A 16752-nucleotide genomic window follows, 5' to 3' on the forward strand; every position below is an offset into this window, starting at 1 on the left:
AAAAATAACCATCAACCTGCCAAATAAACCACTACCGTCAAGGTAGACACCTTAAATATAAAATTAATTATTTAGATACGTTCCAGAGTTTGGCAATAATTTGTGAAATTACAGAACGTATCTTTTATTTTTATAATAATTTCACTTAATATAGAAGTAAATACAAAAGCTAGAACAGTAAATGCTGTTCTAGCTTTTGTATTAGTTAATATTATTTCATTCAAACTGTTGGACAAACTTATAATAAATTGTTTTTCTTAGTTCTTAATAAGCGCAATGAATTTAGTATAACTAATATCGCTGCGCCAGTGTCGCTGAATACGGCTAACCAAAGTGTTAGTAACCCAGGGAATACTAAGATAAAAGCAATCATTTTAATAATAATAGAGAAATATATATTTTGTTTAATTATATTCTTAGCTTTGTTACTAATAGTGATAGTGTCTGTTAGTTGATGTACATTATCTGACATTAATACAACATCTGCTGTTTCCATTGCAGTATCTGAACCAATACCGCCCATTGCAATACCAACTTCGCTTTGTGCTAAAGCAGGGGCATCATTGATACCATCACCAATCATTCCTACACGATAGCCTTTGCTTTGTAAATCTTTGATAGCTGATAATTTATCTTCAGGCATTAACTCAGCATAAACCTCTTTGATACCTGAAAGTTGCGCTATTTTATGTGCAGTTCCTTTATTATCACCTGTAAGCATTATAGTATTTTTAATATTACTTCCATTTAATTGTTGTAATGTTTGCTTAATATCCGACCTTAATGGGTCTTCAACAGTAATAAAACCATGGATTTTATCTGCTGTTGCAATAATAATAACTGTATATCCTTGTTGCTCATATGAATATATTTCTTCTTTATAATTTACAATATTTTCATTTATAGATTCGATTAACTTTATGTTTCCTGCATAAATATTATTATGGTCAATTTTACCTTTAATACCTCGTCCAACAATATTTTCAAAATCAGTAACATCGTATGTTATAGATTTAAATTGTGAAACATAATCAACAATTGCATTGCTAATTGGATGCGTTGAGTATGATTCTAAACTTAGCGCAATATTCAAAAACATTTCTTTGTCAGATTCGATTGTTTTAATTTCTGAAACTTTTGGGCGTCCTTCAGTCAGCGTTCCAGTTTTATCAAAAGCTAAAGCTGAAAGTGTACCTAAAGCTTCCAAATGGTTGCCACCTTTGATAAGTACACCTTTTTTTGCTGCGCTACCAATCCCAGTAACAATAGCTACAGGAGTCGAAATAACTAGTGCACACGGACATGCTATGACAAGTAGTTCAAGTCCTTTATAAAACCATTCTCCCCATGTTCCTAAAGAAAAAATAGGAGGGATTACCATTACTAATAATGCTAATATGAATACAATGGGTGTATAAATTTCAGAAAACCGGTCGATAAAAGCTTGTGTAGGTGCTTTGTTTTCTTGTGCTTCTTCAACCATATGAATGATTTTAGACAGTGTGGTATCTTTAACTAATCTTGAAACACGTATTTTTAAAGTCCCGTTTTCATTAATAGAACCTGCATAAGCTTCTTCATTTATCGTTTTGTCTACAGGAATAGATTCACCAGTTATAGGTGCCTGATTTAAACTTGAATATCCTTCTATAATCGTACCATCTAGTGGTACTCGATCGCCTGGTTTTACAAGTAAAATTTCTCCAATACTAATATCTTTTAAGTTTTTTGAAATTATCCCCGTCTCTGTTACAACGTTTGCTTCTGCTGGTGTAATATCCATTAACGATTGAATAGAATTTCTTGTTTTATCTATAGAAATAGTTTGTAATAAAGTGCCAATAGTAAATAGTAAAACGACGATTGCGCCTTCAAAAAACTCACCAATTAATATGGCACCAATAACAGCTACAGACATTAAAACATTCATATCTAAACTCTTAGATTTAATAGCATAATAGGCACTTTTTAAGGGTTTTATACCACTGACTACAATAGCTATGATATACATCAAATTAGTTATCCAAATGGGTAGTGATACCATAGATGAAACAATACCAAGGATAAGAAATAGTGTTGATATAATAGGCTTACTAAACAAACGCCACTTTGTATTATTATTTTTATTACTGGATTGTAATGTAGCAGAATAACCGATTTTAGAAACTTCTTTTTCAATATTTTTAGTTTGATTGCCTTCAAAATCAATCTGCATTTTTCCAGTTGAAAAACTAACTTGTGTGTCATTTACATAGGGTAAATTGTTCAAATGTTTTTCAATACTTTTAGCACAACTACCACAATCCATACCTTCTATTGAAAATATTGTATAGTTTTGATTGCTATCATTTTCTTCGATACCATAACCCAATTTTTTTAGTGTTTGAGTCACTTGATTAATACTACTTTGAGATTTTAGTCCAACGCTTAATTTACTTGTAGAAAAATTAACTTTAGGATTAGTTACATCGTCTAAAGGTCTTAACGCTTTTTCAATGGTTATTGCACATGAACTACAATCCATACCTGTTACTTTAAAATTATAATTTGAAAATGGGGTGGCTACTTCATCGTCTTCTTCAGAACTATTACTCATAGCATTACATGAAATGTTATGAGTTGAATCGATGCTTTCACCGTTATTTGTACAGCATTCGTCATTTTGATTTGCTACCTTAGGCTCATTACTACAACACTTATTTTCGTTAACTGAGTTACTTGTACAACAAGTATTAGATTCAGCTTTATTATTACAGCAATTAGTACTCATTTAAGTCATCTTCTTTCGTTATATAGTATGATACTGGCAACTTTGAATATCATCTTCAGTATTTTCAACTACAGAATCAATAAGTTTAAGCAGTTCTAAAATTTGATTGTTTTTTATTTGGTAATAAACGTATTTACCTTCTTGTCTAGAATTAACCAAACCACACCCTTTGAGACAAGATAAATGTTGAGAAATACTAGATTGACTTATTTGAGATTGTTTAACAATCTCATTGACAGTCATTTCTTTCGATTTAAGTAGCTCTAATATCATCAAACGTACTTTATTAGAAAGACCATGTATAAAATGTGCTTTTAACTCAATATCATGCATTTAATCACCTCATATTACCTAAAACTAATATAAATAACATATTACCATTTGATAATATGTTATTCAATCCTTTTTATAATGTTAATTAGAATTTCGTTTGTCCTAATTAATTTTATTAGTTAGTCTGTAATTATTCTTTCTTAAGATACGTTCCTATATTCATTTGGTGTTAGTCCATCAAATTTTGGAACATATCTTTTATTCATATAATAATTAATATATTCACTGATGCCTGTTTCAAGATCTTCATATGTGCTGAATTGATTTCTATAGTAATATTCTGATTTTAACGTACCCCAAAAAGCTTCTATCGGTTGATTATCTAAACAACTTCCTACTTTTGACATACTAATTTTTACGTTATGTGTATCTAAATAGTTCTTGTAATGTTTAGAAGTGTATTGAAAACCTCTGTCACTATGTAAAACTGTATTAGATGCATCATTATTTTGTAAGGCTAATTTCAATATGTCCATAACCAATTTTAAATCATTACGCTTACTCACTTTATAAGCAATTATACTTAAATCATACCTATCAATTATAGCGCTAATATAAGCTTTTTGACCTTTTCCATAATTTAAGTAACTAATATCTGTAAACCATTTTTGATTTGGTTTATTGGCTTCAAAATTTCTATTCAATATATTTTCAGCTGTGAAATGTGGTTTGATTCTAGTCCAATTAGGACGTTTTTTTCTGATTTGTGCTTGTAAACCTAAAATTCGCATAATTCTTCTAATACATTTTATATTAACATTTAAATTGCACTCTCTTTTTAAAGCGTAATGTATCCTTACTACACCGAAGGTTTCTTTAGAGTTCTTAAATATACACTTAATTTCTTTTGCAATTAATTTAGAGCGTTTTTCATTATTAGAAATTTCTTTATTACACCATTTATAATAACCACTACGGCTGACTTCTAGACGCTCGCATAACATTTTAATACTGTAATTTTGTTCTCTGTTGAGCTCAAATATCATTTGATATAAATGTTCTTTATGACCTAATGAAAATGATTGTTTCGATACTTGAACTCTTGCCACTTTTTTACGATTGCTTTATCCATTTCTAAGTATTCTATTCTTGTTTTTAGTTTTTTATTTTCTAATTTTATTAGTTCTATTTCAGATAATTCTTGTTTTTTATTTTTTCCACGTTTATCTTTTAATCCATCTATACCATTCTTTTTATAGCTCTTCACCCAATGGTATATTTGATGGTAGGAAACACCATATTCCACGGAAGCCTCTTGATAGTTATAATTTTTAGCTATGACATTTTCAGTAATTTCAATACGTTCAGATAAAGTTGTTTTTCTTGATTTATTCATAGTGGAAAACCCTTTCCCTGTGTGCTTGTTAGATTTTCCCTTTTTATAATTTCTTAACCACAATTTTAAAACTGATATAGAGCTAATATTATACTTGTTAACAACTTTATACAGTGGAATATTCCTTTCTAACACATCTTCTATAGCTATTGCTTTAATCTCTGCAGAGTATTTATTTCTTTTACTAAAAGGTTTTAATCCATCTACACCATAAGCTTTATATCTTCTTACCCATTCTTGTAATGTAGCGCTAGAAACTCCATTATTTTTTGCTGTACTATATCTAGATATATTTCCATCAACTATATCTTCAACTATTTTAATACGCTTTTCTAAAGGCATCTTATTTGTAGTCATAAAAAATACACTCCCCTAATTATAGTTCACTTTTTATATTTAAAGTGTCTACTTTTAGGGGAGTGTATCAAAAGTTGGGATGGTTATTTTTTATGGCTTGATTTAACAATTGTGATTGCTATACCTAACAAGGTAACGATGAATGTACCGAAACCTAACATTAAGTACGGCACTTCTACAATTGAAACCAAACAAGGCGTCTCCTTTCTAAAGATTTTGTCGGTACTTTCATAAGCATCACCTCACTTTATACTGAGATTAGCCACCATCTATCCAACTTACTCACCTTAATCTGCTTTCTTCAAATCTTTCCATTTCGCTTACTATCCCGCTTACATTAATTCTATAAAAAAAGAACCTTGCAAGCGCAAGATTCTTAATTGAATAATATGTAATTTATTCTTTTAGTGTCCTGGGAGGGCTGCTATACAGCCCTTATTATCAGTGTTTGTAGCGTTTTAGTGCCATGCCAGTGCCATAAAAATATTGATTATATATTTCTTACATTTTAATGGTAGAAACTAGTTCGTTATCTTTAACGTTACTAAATCTATTATTGTGCAATTTTAAACACCTTGACAGATTCTTGTTATTACTTTTACGATTGTATATTGATGTTTAAAAGGACTTGTGGAATTACTGTTTTAAAAGACTTTTAAAATGTTATATTTCTATGAGCGTCTGCACTTTTTTAAATAATCTATCTTTTTTTGCCCTAAAAAATACCCACCTATTCACTTAGGTGGGCTTTTCCATATTGGTATAGTTTTTCTGCATTCTTTAATGATAGATTGTCTAAATCACGTTTCCCGTTTCTTAAAGTAGAAATTATAGCTTGATTTATAAGTGTGTTCTTATATATTTGATAACCAGTTATCTCGCTTTCAATTAGTTTTTTGATTACCTGTTTGTATTCACTCATAATTATCACGCTCGTTTTTATTTAAATAGTGGAAGGTTAAGATAGCTAGTTTCCGCTAGCTAAAATCATTATATATTATTTATTTTTTGTGAAAAAATTTATGTTAAGTAAATTTACATAAAAATAACAGCCTGTGGGGGCAGACTGTTAAAAATATATCATTTTACAAAAGGTGAATTGCGCTAGTTTTTCACTAGCTAATTTTAATATACAATAATAAGAGTAATTAAAAAAATCTATGTCAACTTTAATAACAATAATAACTACTCAACGATATGCTCGGGCGGACTGATGTGTTTCCATAATAGCTCCCTTATTTTATCTCCACAATATCTTTTAAATTCAACACACTCATTCCAGTATCTTCATACATGTGTAGTGTTTTAGTATGCACGTCTACTTTATGAATATAACCTACTTTTGTTTTAATATAACCAGTTTCGAAGTAACGCAATTCAATTGATGGGTCATTATACATTTTGAAAATTAATGTGTTATTAAGGTCATTCAATTGATCGTCGTCTAATATCGGTCTATCAATCTTATTTTGATCTTGTATGTATTGTTCTAGTTGCTCGTATTGTTCGGGGAGTGTCTTGAAGGCTTGCCACTTAACGATGCCTCTACTTTCTGGTATATGTGAATTAAGATATTCTCTCGGTATATTACGATAATCAGTTTCGTATTTATATTCATCTGGTGCGTTAGGATTTATTATTTTCATATTATCACCTCAAAAAAATGGAATAGTTTTACTAGCTTCTATAATGTCCTTAGTAAAGAAAAATTGCTTGCCTTCACCAGTATAAGCTGGGTTTAAAACCATATTCGCTTTAGCATTATATAACCACTCTGGATTAATTCCAGAATTTAATATTTCTTGAAATTCTTGAAAATTTTTACTCCAATCTAAATTAGGTTTCATATAATCACCTCATGAATATAATAGAACACTTGTTCGCATATGTAAATAAAAAAATAACCTCCCAAAATTATCAGGGTGGTTATTTTTCTCTATGGTTACTTTCTAATTGCTTTCATAATAAATGAAACTATAAATATTAAAATGATAGCACCAACTAAAGCTGGTAGAATAGGCACTCCGCCTAAAACTGGTCCCCATGTGCCCAACAGTTTACTTCCAATTGCAGAACCAATTAAGCCGGCAATGATATTACCAATAATTCCACCTGGAATATCTTTACCTAGAATAGCTCCTGCAAGCCATCCTATTAATCCTCCAACGATTATCATAAGTATAAAGCCCATATTACCCTCTCCTTTTGAAATAATGTCCCTAACTTTATTCCCCACTACATAAATAAACAAACATAAAAAAGCAACCAAATTAATGGCTGCACTTAATATATAACTTTCAATGGAAGGTGTGGAACTACTACAATGTTATATTACCCAACGATCATATAAATAAAAACACCCACCAGTTGGTGAGTGTTTTAAAATAGAGTTTTATTAAAATTAATCCAAGCATCATTTATCTCTTTGTACTTATCTGGATAAATTTTGCAAATATCATCATTTTCTTTTTCTCTTAAAATATCATTCGAATTTATAAGTAGTAGGTTTATGTACCCGCACATAACAATCAGAATAAGTTATGTGCTTTAAATTAGGACAAAAGTTACACCCTATATTTATATCAAAATCTGGATTCAAATTAGCCTTGTTAGATACAGAAGAAATAGGAAAGGCAGTGAAATCTGTTTGAAAAGTATCTTTTTCAGAACCTATAATCATCATAGGTCTAACTTTGAACCGCTTTTTTTGAGTTTGGCTATCACTATACCACATTAGTTATAATTAATGTGATAAGGGGCAGTCTCTACTGCCCTTTATATTTTTATCTTTTTTAGGAGGAACAACTTATGAAAACACAACAATATGATAAAAAACTAAAAAAGTGGATGTATGACTTTGTATATGAAGGCAAACGCCATAGAAAAAAAGGATTTAAAACTAAACGTGAAGCTGAATATGCAGGAAATGAAAAGTTTAATGAATTAACTAAAGGGCTTTATCTTGATAATGATTTATCCTTTTATGATTACTTTAAGAATTGGTGCGAAACATTCAAACAACCTAATGTTACACCTATAACTTACAAATCATATAAGGCAGCTATCAAACATATTGGTAATCATTCATTTTCACAGACAAGCCTTAAATCATTAACACGAAATATGTATCAACAATTTATAAATGAATTTTCTAAAACACATTCGAAGGAAACAATAAGAAAACTAAATGGATATATCAGATCATCTTTAGATGATGCTGTTTATGAAGGATTACTACCTAAAAATATTACTTATAAGGTCACATTTAAAGGGTCTAACCCTCCAAAAGATGAACAAAGTAAGTTTATTAACCTAGTAGAATATGAAACACTTAAACAATATTTCAAATCACAAAATAATCGTTCATCCCTCGCCCTATTTATAATGATTTGTACAGGCTGTCGAATAAGTGGTGTTTTAAATATGAAGTATGAATACATTAACCAAGTAAAAAATGAATTATTTATAGATGAACGTAAAAATGATGTATCACCTCGTACTTTAACAATAGCTAAAGATGATATGAGACACATTACTAGTATGATTGAAAAACTCAAACTAAATACCAAAGGATTACTATTTAATTCTTTTAGTACTACACTTACTATTAACGCTGTTAACAAGCAACTAAAACAGACCTGTAAGTTACATGGTATCAAACAGATTACTTCACATGCATTAAGACATACGCATTGCTCTTATCTCCTCGCAAATGATGTATCGATTTATTATATTTCAAAAAGGCTTGGCCATAAAAATATTTCTGTTACCACTGAAATCTATTCCCATTTATTGGAAGAAAAATATCTTGAAGAAAATAACAAAGCAATTGAAATTTTATCAGCAATGTAAAAATATGTTCTCGGTGCCATGCCAGTGCCATAAAATTTTGTTTTCTATTGTATCGCATTGTAGACAAAATAAAAGAAACCCCGTAACAACGGGGTTTCTAAGTTTGGAATGTGCGCTATTCAACGCTATTAGTGTCCTGGGAGGGATTCGAACCCCCGACCGATGGCTTAGAAGGCCATTGCTCTATCCAGCTGAGCTACCAGGACATATTGTTTTTGAACACAAAAATAATTATATCTAACTTAGTGCTATAAAGCAATACTCTAAGCGCTAAAAATAAATATGATTTTTCACTTTAATGGACTTTTTATCATCTTTTCTAAATATATTTTAAAATTCTAATTAAAAACTAAGTTATCTCATTTGCTTTTACTGATCAATGATTATCATAAAGCAGCACTATAAGAAATCAAATACGTGTATATTTGATTTCTTACTTCTGCATATTGAAAGCAAATTTTCGTATTAACATAACCATCGTATGTATTTAACGATTAGATTTCAAAAGTTTCACTATCAATGACCTTATGATCACGATTATAAAAATTCAGTACTACTTCCTTACTTTGTTCATCAATAACTAATTCTGCATACGTTTCTTCAATATTACTTCTCGATTGTGATATACTTCCTGGATTAATTACATGTACGCCAGCGATATTTTCATGTTTAGCCACGTGTGTATGACCGTAAAAAGCAAATTGACAGCCTAACGATTTAGCCTGTTCTGCAAGTTGCATGCGTGAACGATTCACATTATAAAGATGACCATGCGTATAAAAGGCTTTAATACCGTCTATTTCTATAGTCTCTTCATTAGGAAATTCAGGATAAAAATCTGTATTTCCTTTAACTCTATAAAAACGACTTAGTTCACTATCATCATATGCAAATTCTGAATCGCCTAAATGAATTGCAACATCAATATGATCATGGTGATTAATAACATCAAAAAGCACACCTTGCTCTGTGTGATTATCACTAACTATAATCCATTTTGTCATGATTCATCACCTTCTAAATATTGTCGTAATTTTTCTATTGCTTTACCTCTATGACTGACTTCACTTTTTTCTTCTGCAGAAAGCTGTGCCATCGTTTTGTTTTTATCATCTAAGTAAAAAATCGGGTCATAGCCAAAGCCATGTTCACCTATTTTACTCAATGTAATCTCACCTTGTACGGTACCTTTAAATTGTACAGTTTCCTCGCCTGGCGTACTCATACTAATCACACATACAAACTGTGCGCTTCTGTCTGTTTCATCACCAAGCTGGGTTAATAATTTATCGATATTGGCATCGTCGTCTTTATCAGTACCAGCATAACGCGCAGAATAAACGCCTGGTTCTCCATCTAAAGCAAATACTTCAAGTCCACTATCGTCAGCAATCACACGTTTATTCAATGCTTTTGCAGCAGCTTCTGATTTCAATTTAGCATTTGCTTCAAATGTATCTCCCGTTTCTTCAACATCGAAATCTTCTATAATTTCAGCTATACCTATAACATTAAAATCTGGAAATATAACTTTAAAATCGTTAATTTTACCTTTGTTCGTCGATGCAATTACAATATCTTCCATTGTTATGCCTCCTGTTCTTTTAAGTCTATTTTTTCAACGGTAGCACTTATATTTAACCATTCTGTTATGATTCGTTCTATATATTCCGTTTCACCAGTCACGAAAAAACGATGTTTAGGTTGACGTTGATAACCAGCATGTTCATTACTAAATGTTAGTAAAGCACTGACTTCACGAGCAGTTTCTAGCCCAGAAGAAATCACTGTTTTCTCTCCACCAAAATAATCATTAATAGGTTGGTAAAGCAATGGATAGTGTGTGCAACCCAGAATAACTGTATCTGCATTGCTATTTCGCCAGTGTTTTAAATTTTGATGAATAATAATACTAGTAATGGTTGGGTCTTTATAACGCATTTGTTCTACCATAGGTGCGAAACTTGGACATGCTATACCTGTCACTTCAACGTTCGGGTTAATTGCCTTAATATGATGTCTATATGCTTCTGATTTAATTGTACCTTCTGTTCCTAAAATTAAAACATCATTATTTTTTGTTGTCATAATCGCTGTACGTGCGCCCGGTTCAATGACACCTATCACTGGAATCGGTAAAATATTTTGTAAATGGTTGAGTGCAACGGCTGTTGCAGTATTGCAAGCAATGACTAGCATTTTTATGTCAAAGGTCATTAACTTTTGTGCTAATTCAGTAGTAAATTGTCTTACTTCAGATCCTTCTCTAGATCCGTATGGACAACGTTCAATGTCGCCTAAATAATATATTGTTTCATTTGGTAGTTGACGCATAATTTCCTTTGCGACTGTTAGACCGCCAACACCTGAATCAATTACACCAATTGGTTTTTCCATATTCAATTACATCCTTACTTATCGTCTTCTACTTTATTGTAGCATAGACCTGTTTTTATTATCATTTAACAACACTGTCATTTATTAATAATTTTTAGTATGTATCCTTTACTAAACAAAATATATAACTTATCGTACTTTATTTTATAAAAAAAGACCTAGCATTTGTACTAAACAAATGCTAAGTCCTATTTATTTAATTTGAGCTTTTATTGTACTTGGTGATCTGAACCAAAGAATGATTTGAACATATGGAATGATGTTTCTCTATTTAAAGCAGCGATAGAAGTTGTTAAAGGAATACCTTTAGGACAAGCATTTACACAGTTTTGTGAATTACCACATGCTTGTAAACCGCCACCACCCATTAGTGCTTCAAGTCGTTCATCTTTAGTCATTGATCCTGTTGGATGCAAGTTAAACAATCTAACTTGAGAAATTGCTTGCGCACCAACAAAGTCATTTTTCTTAGTAACGTTAGGGCAAACTTCCAAACAAACACCACATGTCATACATTTAGATAATTCATATGCTGTTTGTCGTTTTTTCTCTGGCATACGAGGGCCTGGTCCCAAATCATACGTACCGTCAATTGGTACCCAAGCTTTCATACGTTTCAAGTTATCAAACATTCTAGTACGATCAACTTGTAAATCACGAATGACTGGGAACGTGCTCATTGGCTCTAATTTAATTGGTTGTTCCAATTGGTCAACAATCGCAGAACAAGACTGTCTTGCTTGACCATTGATAACCATAGAACATGCACCACATACTTCTTCTAAACAGTTCATATCCCAAATGACAGGTGTTGTTTTCTCACCTTTACTATTAACTGGATTACGTCTAATTTCCATTAAACATGCAATCACGTTAAGATTTTCTCTATATGGAATTTCAAATTCTTCCATATAAGGTGTTGATTGATCCGTATCTTGACGTTTAATAATTAATTTAATTGTTTTTTGGCTAGGTTGTTGATTTTGTTCGTTTTGTTCAGGAGCATCATGTACTTCTTGAGTATCTGCCATAATTATTTACCTCCTTTTGACACACTAGAATAGTCACGTTTACGTGGTGGTATCAAGCTAATATCTACAGGCTCATAAGTAAACTTAGGCGCCTCTGTTTTACCTTGATAAGTAGCTAGTGTTGTTTTTAACCATTCTTCATCATTTCTATCTGGGAATTCTGGTTTATAATGCGCACCACGAGACTCATTTCTGTTGTATGCACCGATTGTAATCACTCTTGCAAGCACTAACATATTCCATAATTGACGTGTAAAGAATACCGCTTGGTTACTCCAAGTTTGCGTATCTTCGATATCTATATTTTGATAGCGTTCCATCAATTCTACAATTTTTCTATCTGTTTCTAATAACGCTTTATTTTCACGAACAACTGTGACATTCGCTGTCATAATTTCACCAAGTTCTCTGTGAAGTTTATACGCATTTTCAGTGCCTTTCATATTCAGTAAGTGATCAAATTTTTCTTGTTCTTCTTGTACACGTTTTTCATAAAAACTTTGATCTAAATCTGTATATGAATCTTCGATATTTGAGATGTATTCAATCGCATTTGGTCCTGCAACTGTTCCACCATATATCGCTGATAATAATGAGTTTGCACCTAGACGGTTACCACCATGTTGTGAATAATCACACTCACCAGCTGCAAATAAACCTTTAATATTTGTCATTTGATCGTAGTCAACGTATAGACCACCCATTGAATAGTGAACTGCTGGGAAGATCTTCATCGGAACTTTACGAGGGTCATCACCAGTGAATTTTTCATAAATTTCAATAATACCACCAAGTTTAATATCTAACTCATGTGGATCTTTATGTGATAAGTCTAGATATACCATGTTTTCACCATTGATACCTAATTTTTGGTTAACACATACATCAAAGATTTCTCGCGTTGCAATATCACGAGGTACTAAGTTACCGTAATCTGGGTATTTTTCTTCTAAGAAGTACCATGGCTTACCATCTTTATATGTCCAAATACGACCACCTTCACCACGTGCTGACTCACTCATTAATCTAAGTTTGTCATCTCCAGGAATTGCGGTCGGATGAATTTGAATAAATTCACCGTTTGCATACATTGCGCCTTGTTGATATACGATAGAAGCTGCTGAACCTGTATTAATCATTGAGTTAGTCGTTTTACCGAAGATAATACCAGGACCACCTGTTGCCATAATGACTGCATCTGAACCAAATGATTCAATCTCTGATGTTGTCATATTTTGAGCAACAATACCTCTCGCCATATTATCGTCATCTTTAACGATACCTAAGAACTCCCAACCTTCATACTTTGTAACTAAACCATCGACTTCAAAGCTACGAACTTGTTCGTCCAAAGCATAAAGTAATTGTTGGCCAGTTGTCGCACCAGCATACGCTGTTCTGTGGTACATCGTTCCACCAAAACGTCTAAAGTCTAATAAACCTTCTTTAGTTCTATTAAACATAACACCCATACGGTCTAGTAAATGGATAATCTTTGGTGCAGCGTCCGTCATTGCTTGAACTGGCGGTTGATTTGCCAAAAAGTCTCCACCATATACAGTGTCATCTAAATGTACTGATGGTGAGTCCCCTTCACCTTTTGTATTTACCGCTCCGTTTATACCACCTTGTGCACAAACAGAGTGTGATCGTTTAACAGGAACAAGTGAGAACAAGTCAACGTGTGCGCCTTGTTCTGCTGCTTTAATTGTTGACATCAGACCGGCAAGTCCTCCACCGACAACAATAATTTTCTTCTCTGCCATATATGTCACTCCCTCAAATATATATGAAACTTAGTTTTAATTCTTTATAAAAATGCTAAGATTGCACTGATTCCGATATAAGAAACAACTAGGAATACAACAAGTGAAACCCAAGTGAAAATTTGTTGAGATTTTTTAGATTGTAAAACACCCCAAGTAACTAAGAATGACCATAAACCATTCGCAAAGTGGAATGTTACTGCTAATAAACATACAATGTAAAAAATTAACCAAAATGGATTCGTCACAATGTCATGAACCATGTCAAAGTTCACTTCATGTCCTAACGCACGTTGGATACGTGTTTGCCATAGATGAATTGCTACAAAGATAAATGTTATGACACCAGTCACACGTTGTAGTAAAAACATCCAGTTTCTAAATGCAGAATAATGCCCTACATTCTCCTTTGCCGTAAAGGCAATATGTACGCCATAAACCGCATGATACAGAATTGGAATATAAATAACGATAAATTCCACTGCAATTAAAAAAGGTATAGATTCCATAAATCCAGCTGCCTTGTTAAACGCGGCCTCACCTTGTGTTGCCTGATGGTTAACAAGTAAATGAACTAATAAGAATCCACCTATTGGTATTACGCCTAGCAAAGAATGTAAGCGTCTTAAATAGAATTGATTTTTCGAATATGCCAAAAGGAAGTCCCCCCTGTGAAACAGATAATTTTTTTAGATTTCTTTTTTTACCGTACAAAGTAATGGCAATTTTCATATAAACCTTATGAACAATAATTTTTTTGTGACGTATGTTTTTTACAACACAATAACATTGCATAATTATTTAAACATCACTGCATTTTTGAGACGTTGTAGTTTACAGTTTAAATAAAAGGTTGTTGAGAACATTCTCAATTAGAAAACGCTTCCATATACTTGTAAAAAAAGAACTCCTGTTATTTGTTATTGTAACACTAATTAAATAGAAATTGGGCATGAGAATGATTCTCATGCCACAAAGTTATATCTATGAATTATTGGATAAGGCGTGATGAAGATTCTCAGCCACATTTTGAGGAAGACCAGAGTTTTTTAAATCTTCTACACTTGCTTCTTTCATTCTCTTAATTGACCCAAATGTACGTAATAATTTAGTCTTACGTTTGGCACCAATTCCATCAACTGTATCTAGAACAGATTGTAATCCTGTCTTTTGTCTTGTTTGTCTATGGAAAGTGATTGCAAATCTATGCACCTCGTCTTGAATTCTTTGCAACAAATAAAATGGTTGGCTATTTTTTTTCATAGGTACAACCTCTGCTTGCTCTCCATATAAAATTTCTGACGTTTGGTGCTTATCATTTTTACGCAATCCGGCAACCGGAATATCTAAACCTAATTCATTTTCTAGAACATCAATGACGCCACTCATGTGGCCTTTACCACCATCTACAATAATTAAATCTGGTAATGGACTGCCCTCATTTAATACACGTGTATATCGCCTGCGTACCACTTCACGCATTGATTTATAATCGTCGGGTCCATCAACTGTTTTAATTTTATATTTTCTATAACCTTTTTTGTTTGGTTTACCATCAATGAAAGACACCATTGCAGACACAGGATTTACACCTTGGATATTAGAGTTATCAAAAGCCTCTATTCTTATAGGCGTTTGTATACCCATTACATCGCCTAACTCTTCAATCGCTTTAACAGTGCGTGATTCATCCTTTGCAATGAGTTCAAATTTATTTTCTAACGTAACTTCTGCATTATGATTTGCTAAATCAACCATATCTTTCTTTTTGCCTTTAAGTGGTTGTACAATTTTTGTTTCCACAACGGATTGTATCAACTCTTTATTCAAATGTTTCGGTACATGTACCTCTTTAGGCAAAATATGTTGATTTAAATCATAAAATTGTCCAATAAATGTATAGAACTCTTCTTCTTCCGTTTGTTGGAGCGGTATCATCGTTGCGTCTCGTTTAATCATATTACCTTGTCTAATAAAGAATACTTGAATACACATCCACCCTTTAGAAATACTGTAACCAAACACATCTCTAATCGTATTATCAGAAGATGTGATTTTTTGTTTTTTATTAAGGTTATGGATATGTTGTATTAAGTCTCTATATTCTTTGGCACGTTCAAAATCTAGTGATTCACTTGACTCTTGCATTTTTTGCTCTAAATTATGCAAAATCGTTTTGTCTTCTCCATTTAAAAAATCCGTTATTTCTTTTGTCATTTCAGCATACTTTTCTAAATCTACTGGATACACACAAGGCCCTAAACATTGGCCAATATGATAATAAAGGCATAATTTGTCAGGCATTTTATCACATTTTCTAAACGGATAGATACGATCTAGTAATTTTTTTGTTTCTTGTGCTGAATATGCATTGGGATATGGTCCAAAGTATTTCCCACTTCCCTTTTTCACTGTTCGCGTTACAATGAGCCTTGGATATTTTTCTTTCGTTATTTTTATAAAAGGGTAACTTTTATCATCTTTCAATAAGATGTTATAACGCGGTTGGTATTGTTTTATAAGATTTAATTCTAATAGTAGCGATTCAGTTTCACTGGATGTTACGATAAATTCAAAGTTTCGAATTTCACCGACAAGTCTTGTGGTTTTCGCATCATGCGCACCAGTAAAATAAGATCTTAATCTATTTCTAAGTTTCTTTGCTTTACCTACATATATAATTTGATCATTTCGATCTTTCATTAGGTAACAACCGGGCTCTATTGGTACTACTGTCAGTTTCTGCTTAATTTTTTCTTGGTATGTTTCCATAAATTGTCCTCCTCCTTTCACACAAAATTTTATAGTTCGATTTTTCAATAAATAGCTTGGTTTTATATGATATCAACATAGTTTTAATTTACATTTATTTATATTATAAAATAGCTTCGCAATGTTTCTCAATTGATT

Annotated in this window: 17 protein-coding genes and 1 tRNA gene; 1 reads left to right on the forward strand and 17 read right to left on the reverse strand. The window is 32.0% G+C overall.

What is annotated here, in order from left to right; genetic code table 11:
• Positions 1-238: 238 nt before the first annotated feature.
• From ACM6UH_RS09275 to ACM6UH_RS09315, 9 genes are all read right to left on the reverse strand, one after another.
• The gene (locus tag ACM6UH_RS09275) at positions 239-2770 is read right to left on the reverse strand and encodes a heavy metal translocating P-type ATPase (RefSeq protein WP_011303340.1); all 2532 of its coding nucleotides are present in this window, start codon (positions 2768-2770) and stop codon (positions 239-241) included.
• A gap of 18 nt (positions 2771-2788) precedes the next feature.
• On the reverse strand, positions 2789-3103 hold the full coding sequence (locus ACM6UH_RS09280) for an ArsR/SmtB family transcription factor (RefSeq protein WP_011303341.1): 315 nt from the start codon (positions 3101-3103) through the stop codon (positions 2789-2791).
• Between the two features lie 140 nt (positions 3104-3243).
• Complete coding sequence (locus ACM6UH_RS09285) at positions 3244-4152, reverse strand: IS3 family transposase (RefSeq protein WP_080983406.1); 909 nt, start codon at positions 4150-4152, stop codon at positions 3244-3246.
• Positions 4113-4796 (reverse strand): helix-turn-helix domain-containing protein, encoded by a 684-nt coding sequence (locus tag ACM6UH_RS09290; RefSeq protein ID WP_011303343.1) that lies wholly within the window; start codon positions 4794-4796, stop codon positions 4113-4115. The genes ACM6UH_RS09285 and ACM6UH_RS09290 overlap by 40 nt, the downstream gene beginning before the upstream one ends.
• Positions 4797-4879: 83 nt before the next feature.
• The gene (locus tag ACM6UH_RS09295; RefSeq protein WP_011303344.1) at positions 4880-4987 is read right to left on the reverse strand and encodes a putative holin-like toxin; all 108 of its coding nucleotides are present in this window, start codon (positions 4985-4987) and stop codon (positions 4880-4882) included.
• A 539-nt stretch (positions 4988-5526) separates the two neighbouring features.
• The gene (locus ACM6UH_RS09300; protein ID WP_011303345.1) at positions 5527-5718 is read right to left on the reverse strand and encodes a hypothetical protein; all 192 of its coding nucleotides are present in this window, start codon (positions 5716-5718) and stop codon (positions 5527-5529) included.
• Positions 5719-6031: 313 nt separating this feature from the next.
• Positions 6032-6442 (reverse strand): YolD-like family protein, encoded by a 411-nt coding sequence (locus ACM6UH_RS09305; RefSeq protein WP_048787298.1) that lies wholly within the window; start codon positions 6440-6442, stop codon positions 6032-6034.
• Between the two features lie 9 nt (positions 6443-6451).
• Positions 6452-6643: a hypothetical protein gene (locus tag ACM6UH_RS09310; RefSeq protein ID WP_011303347.1), complete on the reverse strand. Its 192-nt coding sequence runs from the start codon at positions 6641-6643 to the stop codon at positions 6452-6454.
• A gap of 95 nt (positions 6644-6738) precedes the next feature.
• Positions 6739-6987, reverse strand: coding sequence for a GlsB/YeaQ/YmgE family stress response membrane protein (locus ACM6UH_RS09315; RefSeq protein WP_047503483.1), 249 nt, complete (start codon positions 6985-6987; stop codon positions 6739-6741).
• A 617-nt stretch (positions 6988-7604) separates the two neighbouring features.
• Here ACM6UH_RS09315 and ACM6UH_RS09320 point away from each other — a divergent pair.
• A complete protein-coding gene (locus ACM6UH_RS09320; RefSeq protein ID WP_069793620.1) occupies positions 7605-8648 on the forward strand; it encodes a tyrosine-type recombinase/integrase in 1044 nt (347 codons plus the stop codon).
• A 132-nt stretch (positions 8649-8780) separates the two neighbouring features.
• On the opposite strand, the gene ACM6UH_RS09325 is transcribed toward ACM6UH_RS09320, so the two are convergent.
• From ACM6UH_RS09325 to uvrC, 8 genes are all read right to left on the reverse strand, one after another.
• Positions 8781-8854 (reverse strand) — tRNA-Arg (locus ACM6UH_RS09325).
• 288 nt (positions 8855-9142) lie between these two features.
• Positions 9143-9652 (reverse strand): YfcE family phosphodiesterase, encoded by a 510-nt coding sequence (locus ACM6UH_RS09330; RefSeq protein ID WP_048787032.1) that lies wholly within the window; start codon positions 9650-9652, stop codon positions 9143-9145.
• Positions 9649-10233: an XTP/dITP diphosphatase gene (locus ACM6UH_RS09335; RefSeq protein WP_011303379.1), complete on the reverse strand. Its 585-nt coding sequence runs from the start codon at positions 10231-10233 to the stop codon at positions 9649-9651. Before ACM6UH_RS09335 ends, ACM6UH_RS09330 begins: the two co-directional genes overlap by 4 nt.
• Before the next feature lie 2 nt (positions 10234-10235).
• Positions 10236-11045, reverse strand: coding sequence for a glutamate racemase (gene racE, locus ACM6UH_RS09340; RefSeq protein WP_047503109.1), 810 nt, complete (start codon positions 11043-11045; stop codon positions 10236-10238).
• Positions 11046-11254: 209 nt separating this feature from the next.
• The gene (gene sdhB, locus ACM6UH_RS09345) at positions 11255-12076 is read right to left on the reverse strand and encodes a succinate dehydrogenase iron-sulfur subunit (protein WP_002483630.1); all 822 of its coding nucleotides are present in this window, start codon (positions 12074-12076) and stop codon (positions 11255-11257) included.
• A 2-nt stretch (positions 12077-12078) separates the two neighbouring features.
• Positions 12079-13842 (reverse strand): succinate dehydrogenase flavoprotein subunit, encoded by a 1764-nt coding sequence (gene sdhA / locus ACM6UH_RS09350; RefSeq protein ID WP_048787031.1) that lies wholly within the window; start codon positions 13840-13842, stop codon positions 12079-12081.
• A 44-nt stretch (positions 13843-13886) separates the two neighbouring features.
• A complete protein-coding gene (locus ACM6UH_RS09355) occupies positions 13887-14498 on the reverse strand; it encodes a succinate dehydrogenase cytochrome b558 subunit (RefSeq protein WP_011303381.1) in 612 nt (203 codons plus the stop codon).
• Positions 14499-14826: 328 nt separating this feature from the next.
• Positions 14827-16614 (reverse strand): excinuclease ABC subunit UvrC, encoded by a 1788-nt coding sequence (gene uvrC / locus ACM6UH_RS09360; protein ID WP_069793621.1) that lies wholly within the window; start codon positions 16612-16614, stop codon positions 14827-14829.
• Positions 16615-16752: the final 138 nt, after the last annotated feature.

It is taken from the genome of Staphylococcus sp. LKG4-2 (assembly GCF_050955665.1).
Lineage (GTDB): Bacteria > Bacillota > Bacilli > Staphylococcales > Staphylococcaceae > Staphylococcus > Staphylococcus saprophyticus.

Bases quoted from the DNA above. Each gene is read 5' to 3' on its own strand.
- racE (WP_047503109.1), bottom strand. From the start codon at position 11,045: ATGGAAAAACCAATTGGTGTAATTGATTCAGGTGTTGGCGGTCTAACA.
- ACM6UH_RS09315 (WP_047503483.1), bottom strand. From the start codon at position 6,987: ATGGGCTTTATACTTATGATAATCGTTGGAGGATTAATAGGATGGCTT.
- ACM6UH_RS09320 (WP_069793620.1), top strand. From the start codon at position 7,605: ATGAAAACACAACAATATGATAAAAAACTAAAAAAGTGGATGTATGAC.
- sdhA (WP_048787031.1), bottom strand. From the start codon at position 13,842: ATGGCAGAGAAGAAAATTATTGTTGTCGGTGGAGGACTTGCCGGTCTG.
- ACM6UH_RS09300 (WP_011303345.1), bottom strand. From the start codon at position 5,718: ATGAGTGAATACAAACAGGTAATCAAAAAACTAATTGAAAGCGAGATA.
- ACM6UH_RS09330 (WP_048787032.1), bottom strand. From the start codon at position 9,652: ATGACAAAATGGATTATAGTTAGTGATAATCACACAGAGCAAGGTGTG.
- sdhB (WP_002483630.1), bottom strand. From the start codon at position 12,076: ATGGCAGATACTCAAGAAGTACATGATGCTCCTGAACAAAACGAACAA.
- ACM6UH_RS09280 (WP_011303341.1), bottom strand. From the start codon at position 3,103: ATGCATGATATTGAGTTAAAAGCACATTTTATACATGGTCTTTCTAAT.
- uvrC (WP_069793621.1), bottom strand. From the start codon at position 16,614: ATGGAAACATACCAAGAAAAAATTAAGCAGAAACTGACAGTAGTACCA.
- ACM6UH_RS09290 (WP_011303343.1), bottom strand. From the start codon at position 4,796: ATGACTACAAATAAGATGCCTTTAGAAAAGCGTATTAAAATAGTTGAA.
- ACM6UH_RS09305 (WP_048787298.1), bottom strand. From the start codon at position 6,442: ATGAAAATAATAAATCCTAACGCACCAGATGAATATAAATACGAAACT.
- ACM6UH_RS09335 (WP_011303379.1), bottom strand. From the start codon at position 10,233: ATGGAAGATATTGTAATTGCATCGACGAACAAAGGTAAAATTAACGAT.
- ACM6UH_RS09275 (WP_011303340.1), bottom strand. From the start codon at position 2,770: ATGAGTACTAATTGCTGTAATAATAAAGCTGAATCTAATACTTGTTGT.
- ACM6UH_RS09310 (WP_011303347.1), bottom strand. From the start codon at position 6,643: ATGAAACCTAATTTAGATTGGAGTAAAAATTTTCAAGAATTTCAAGAA.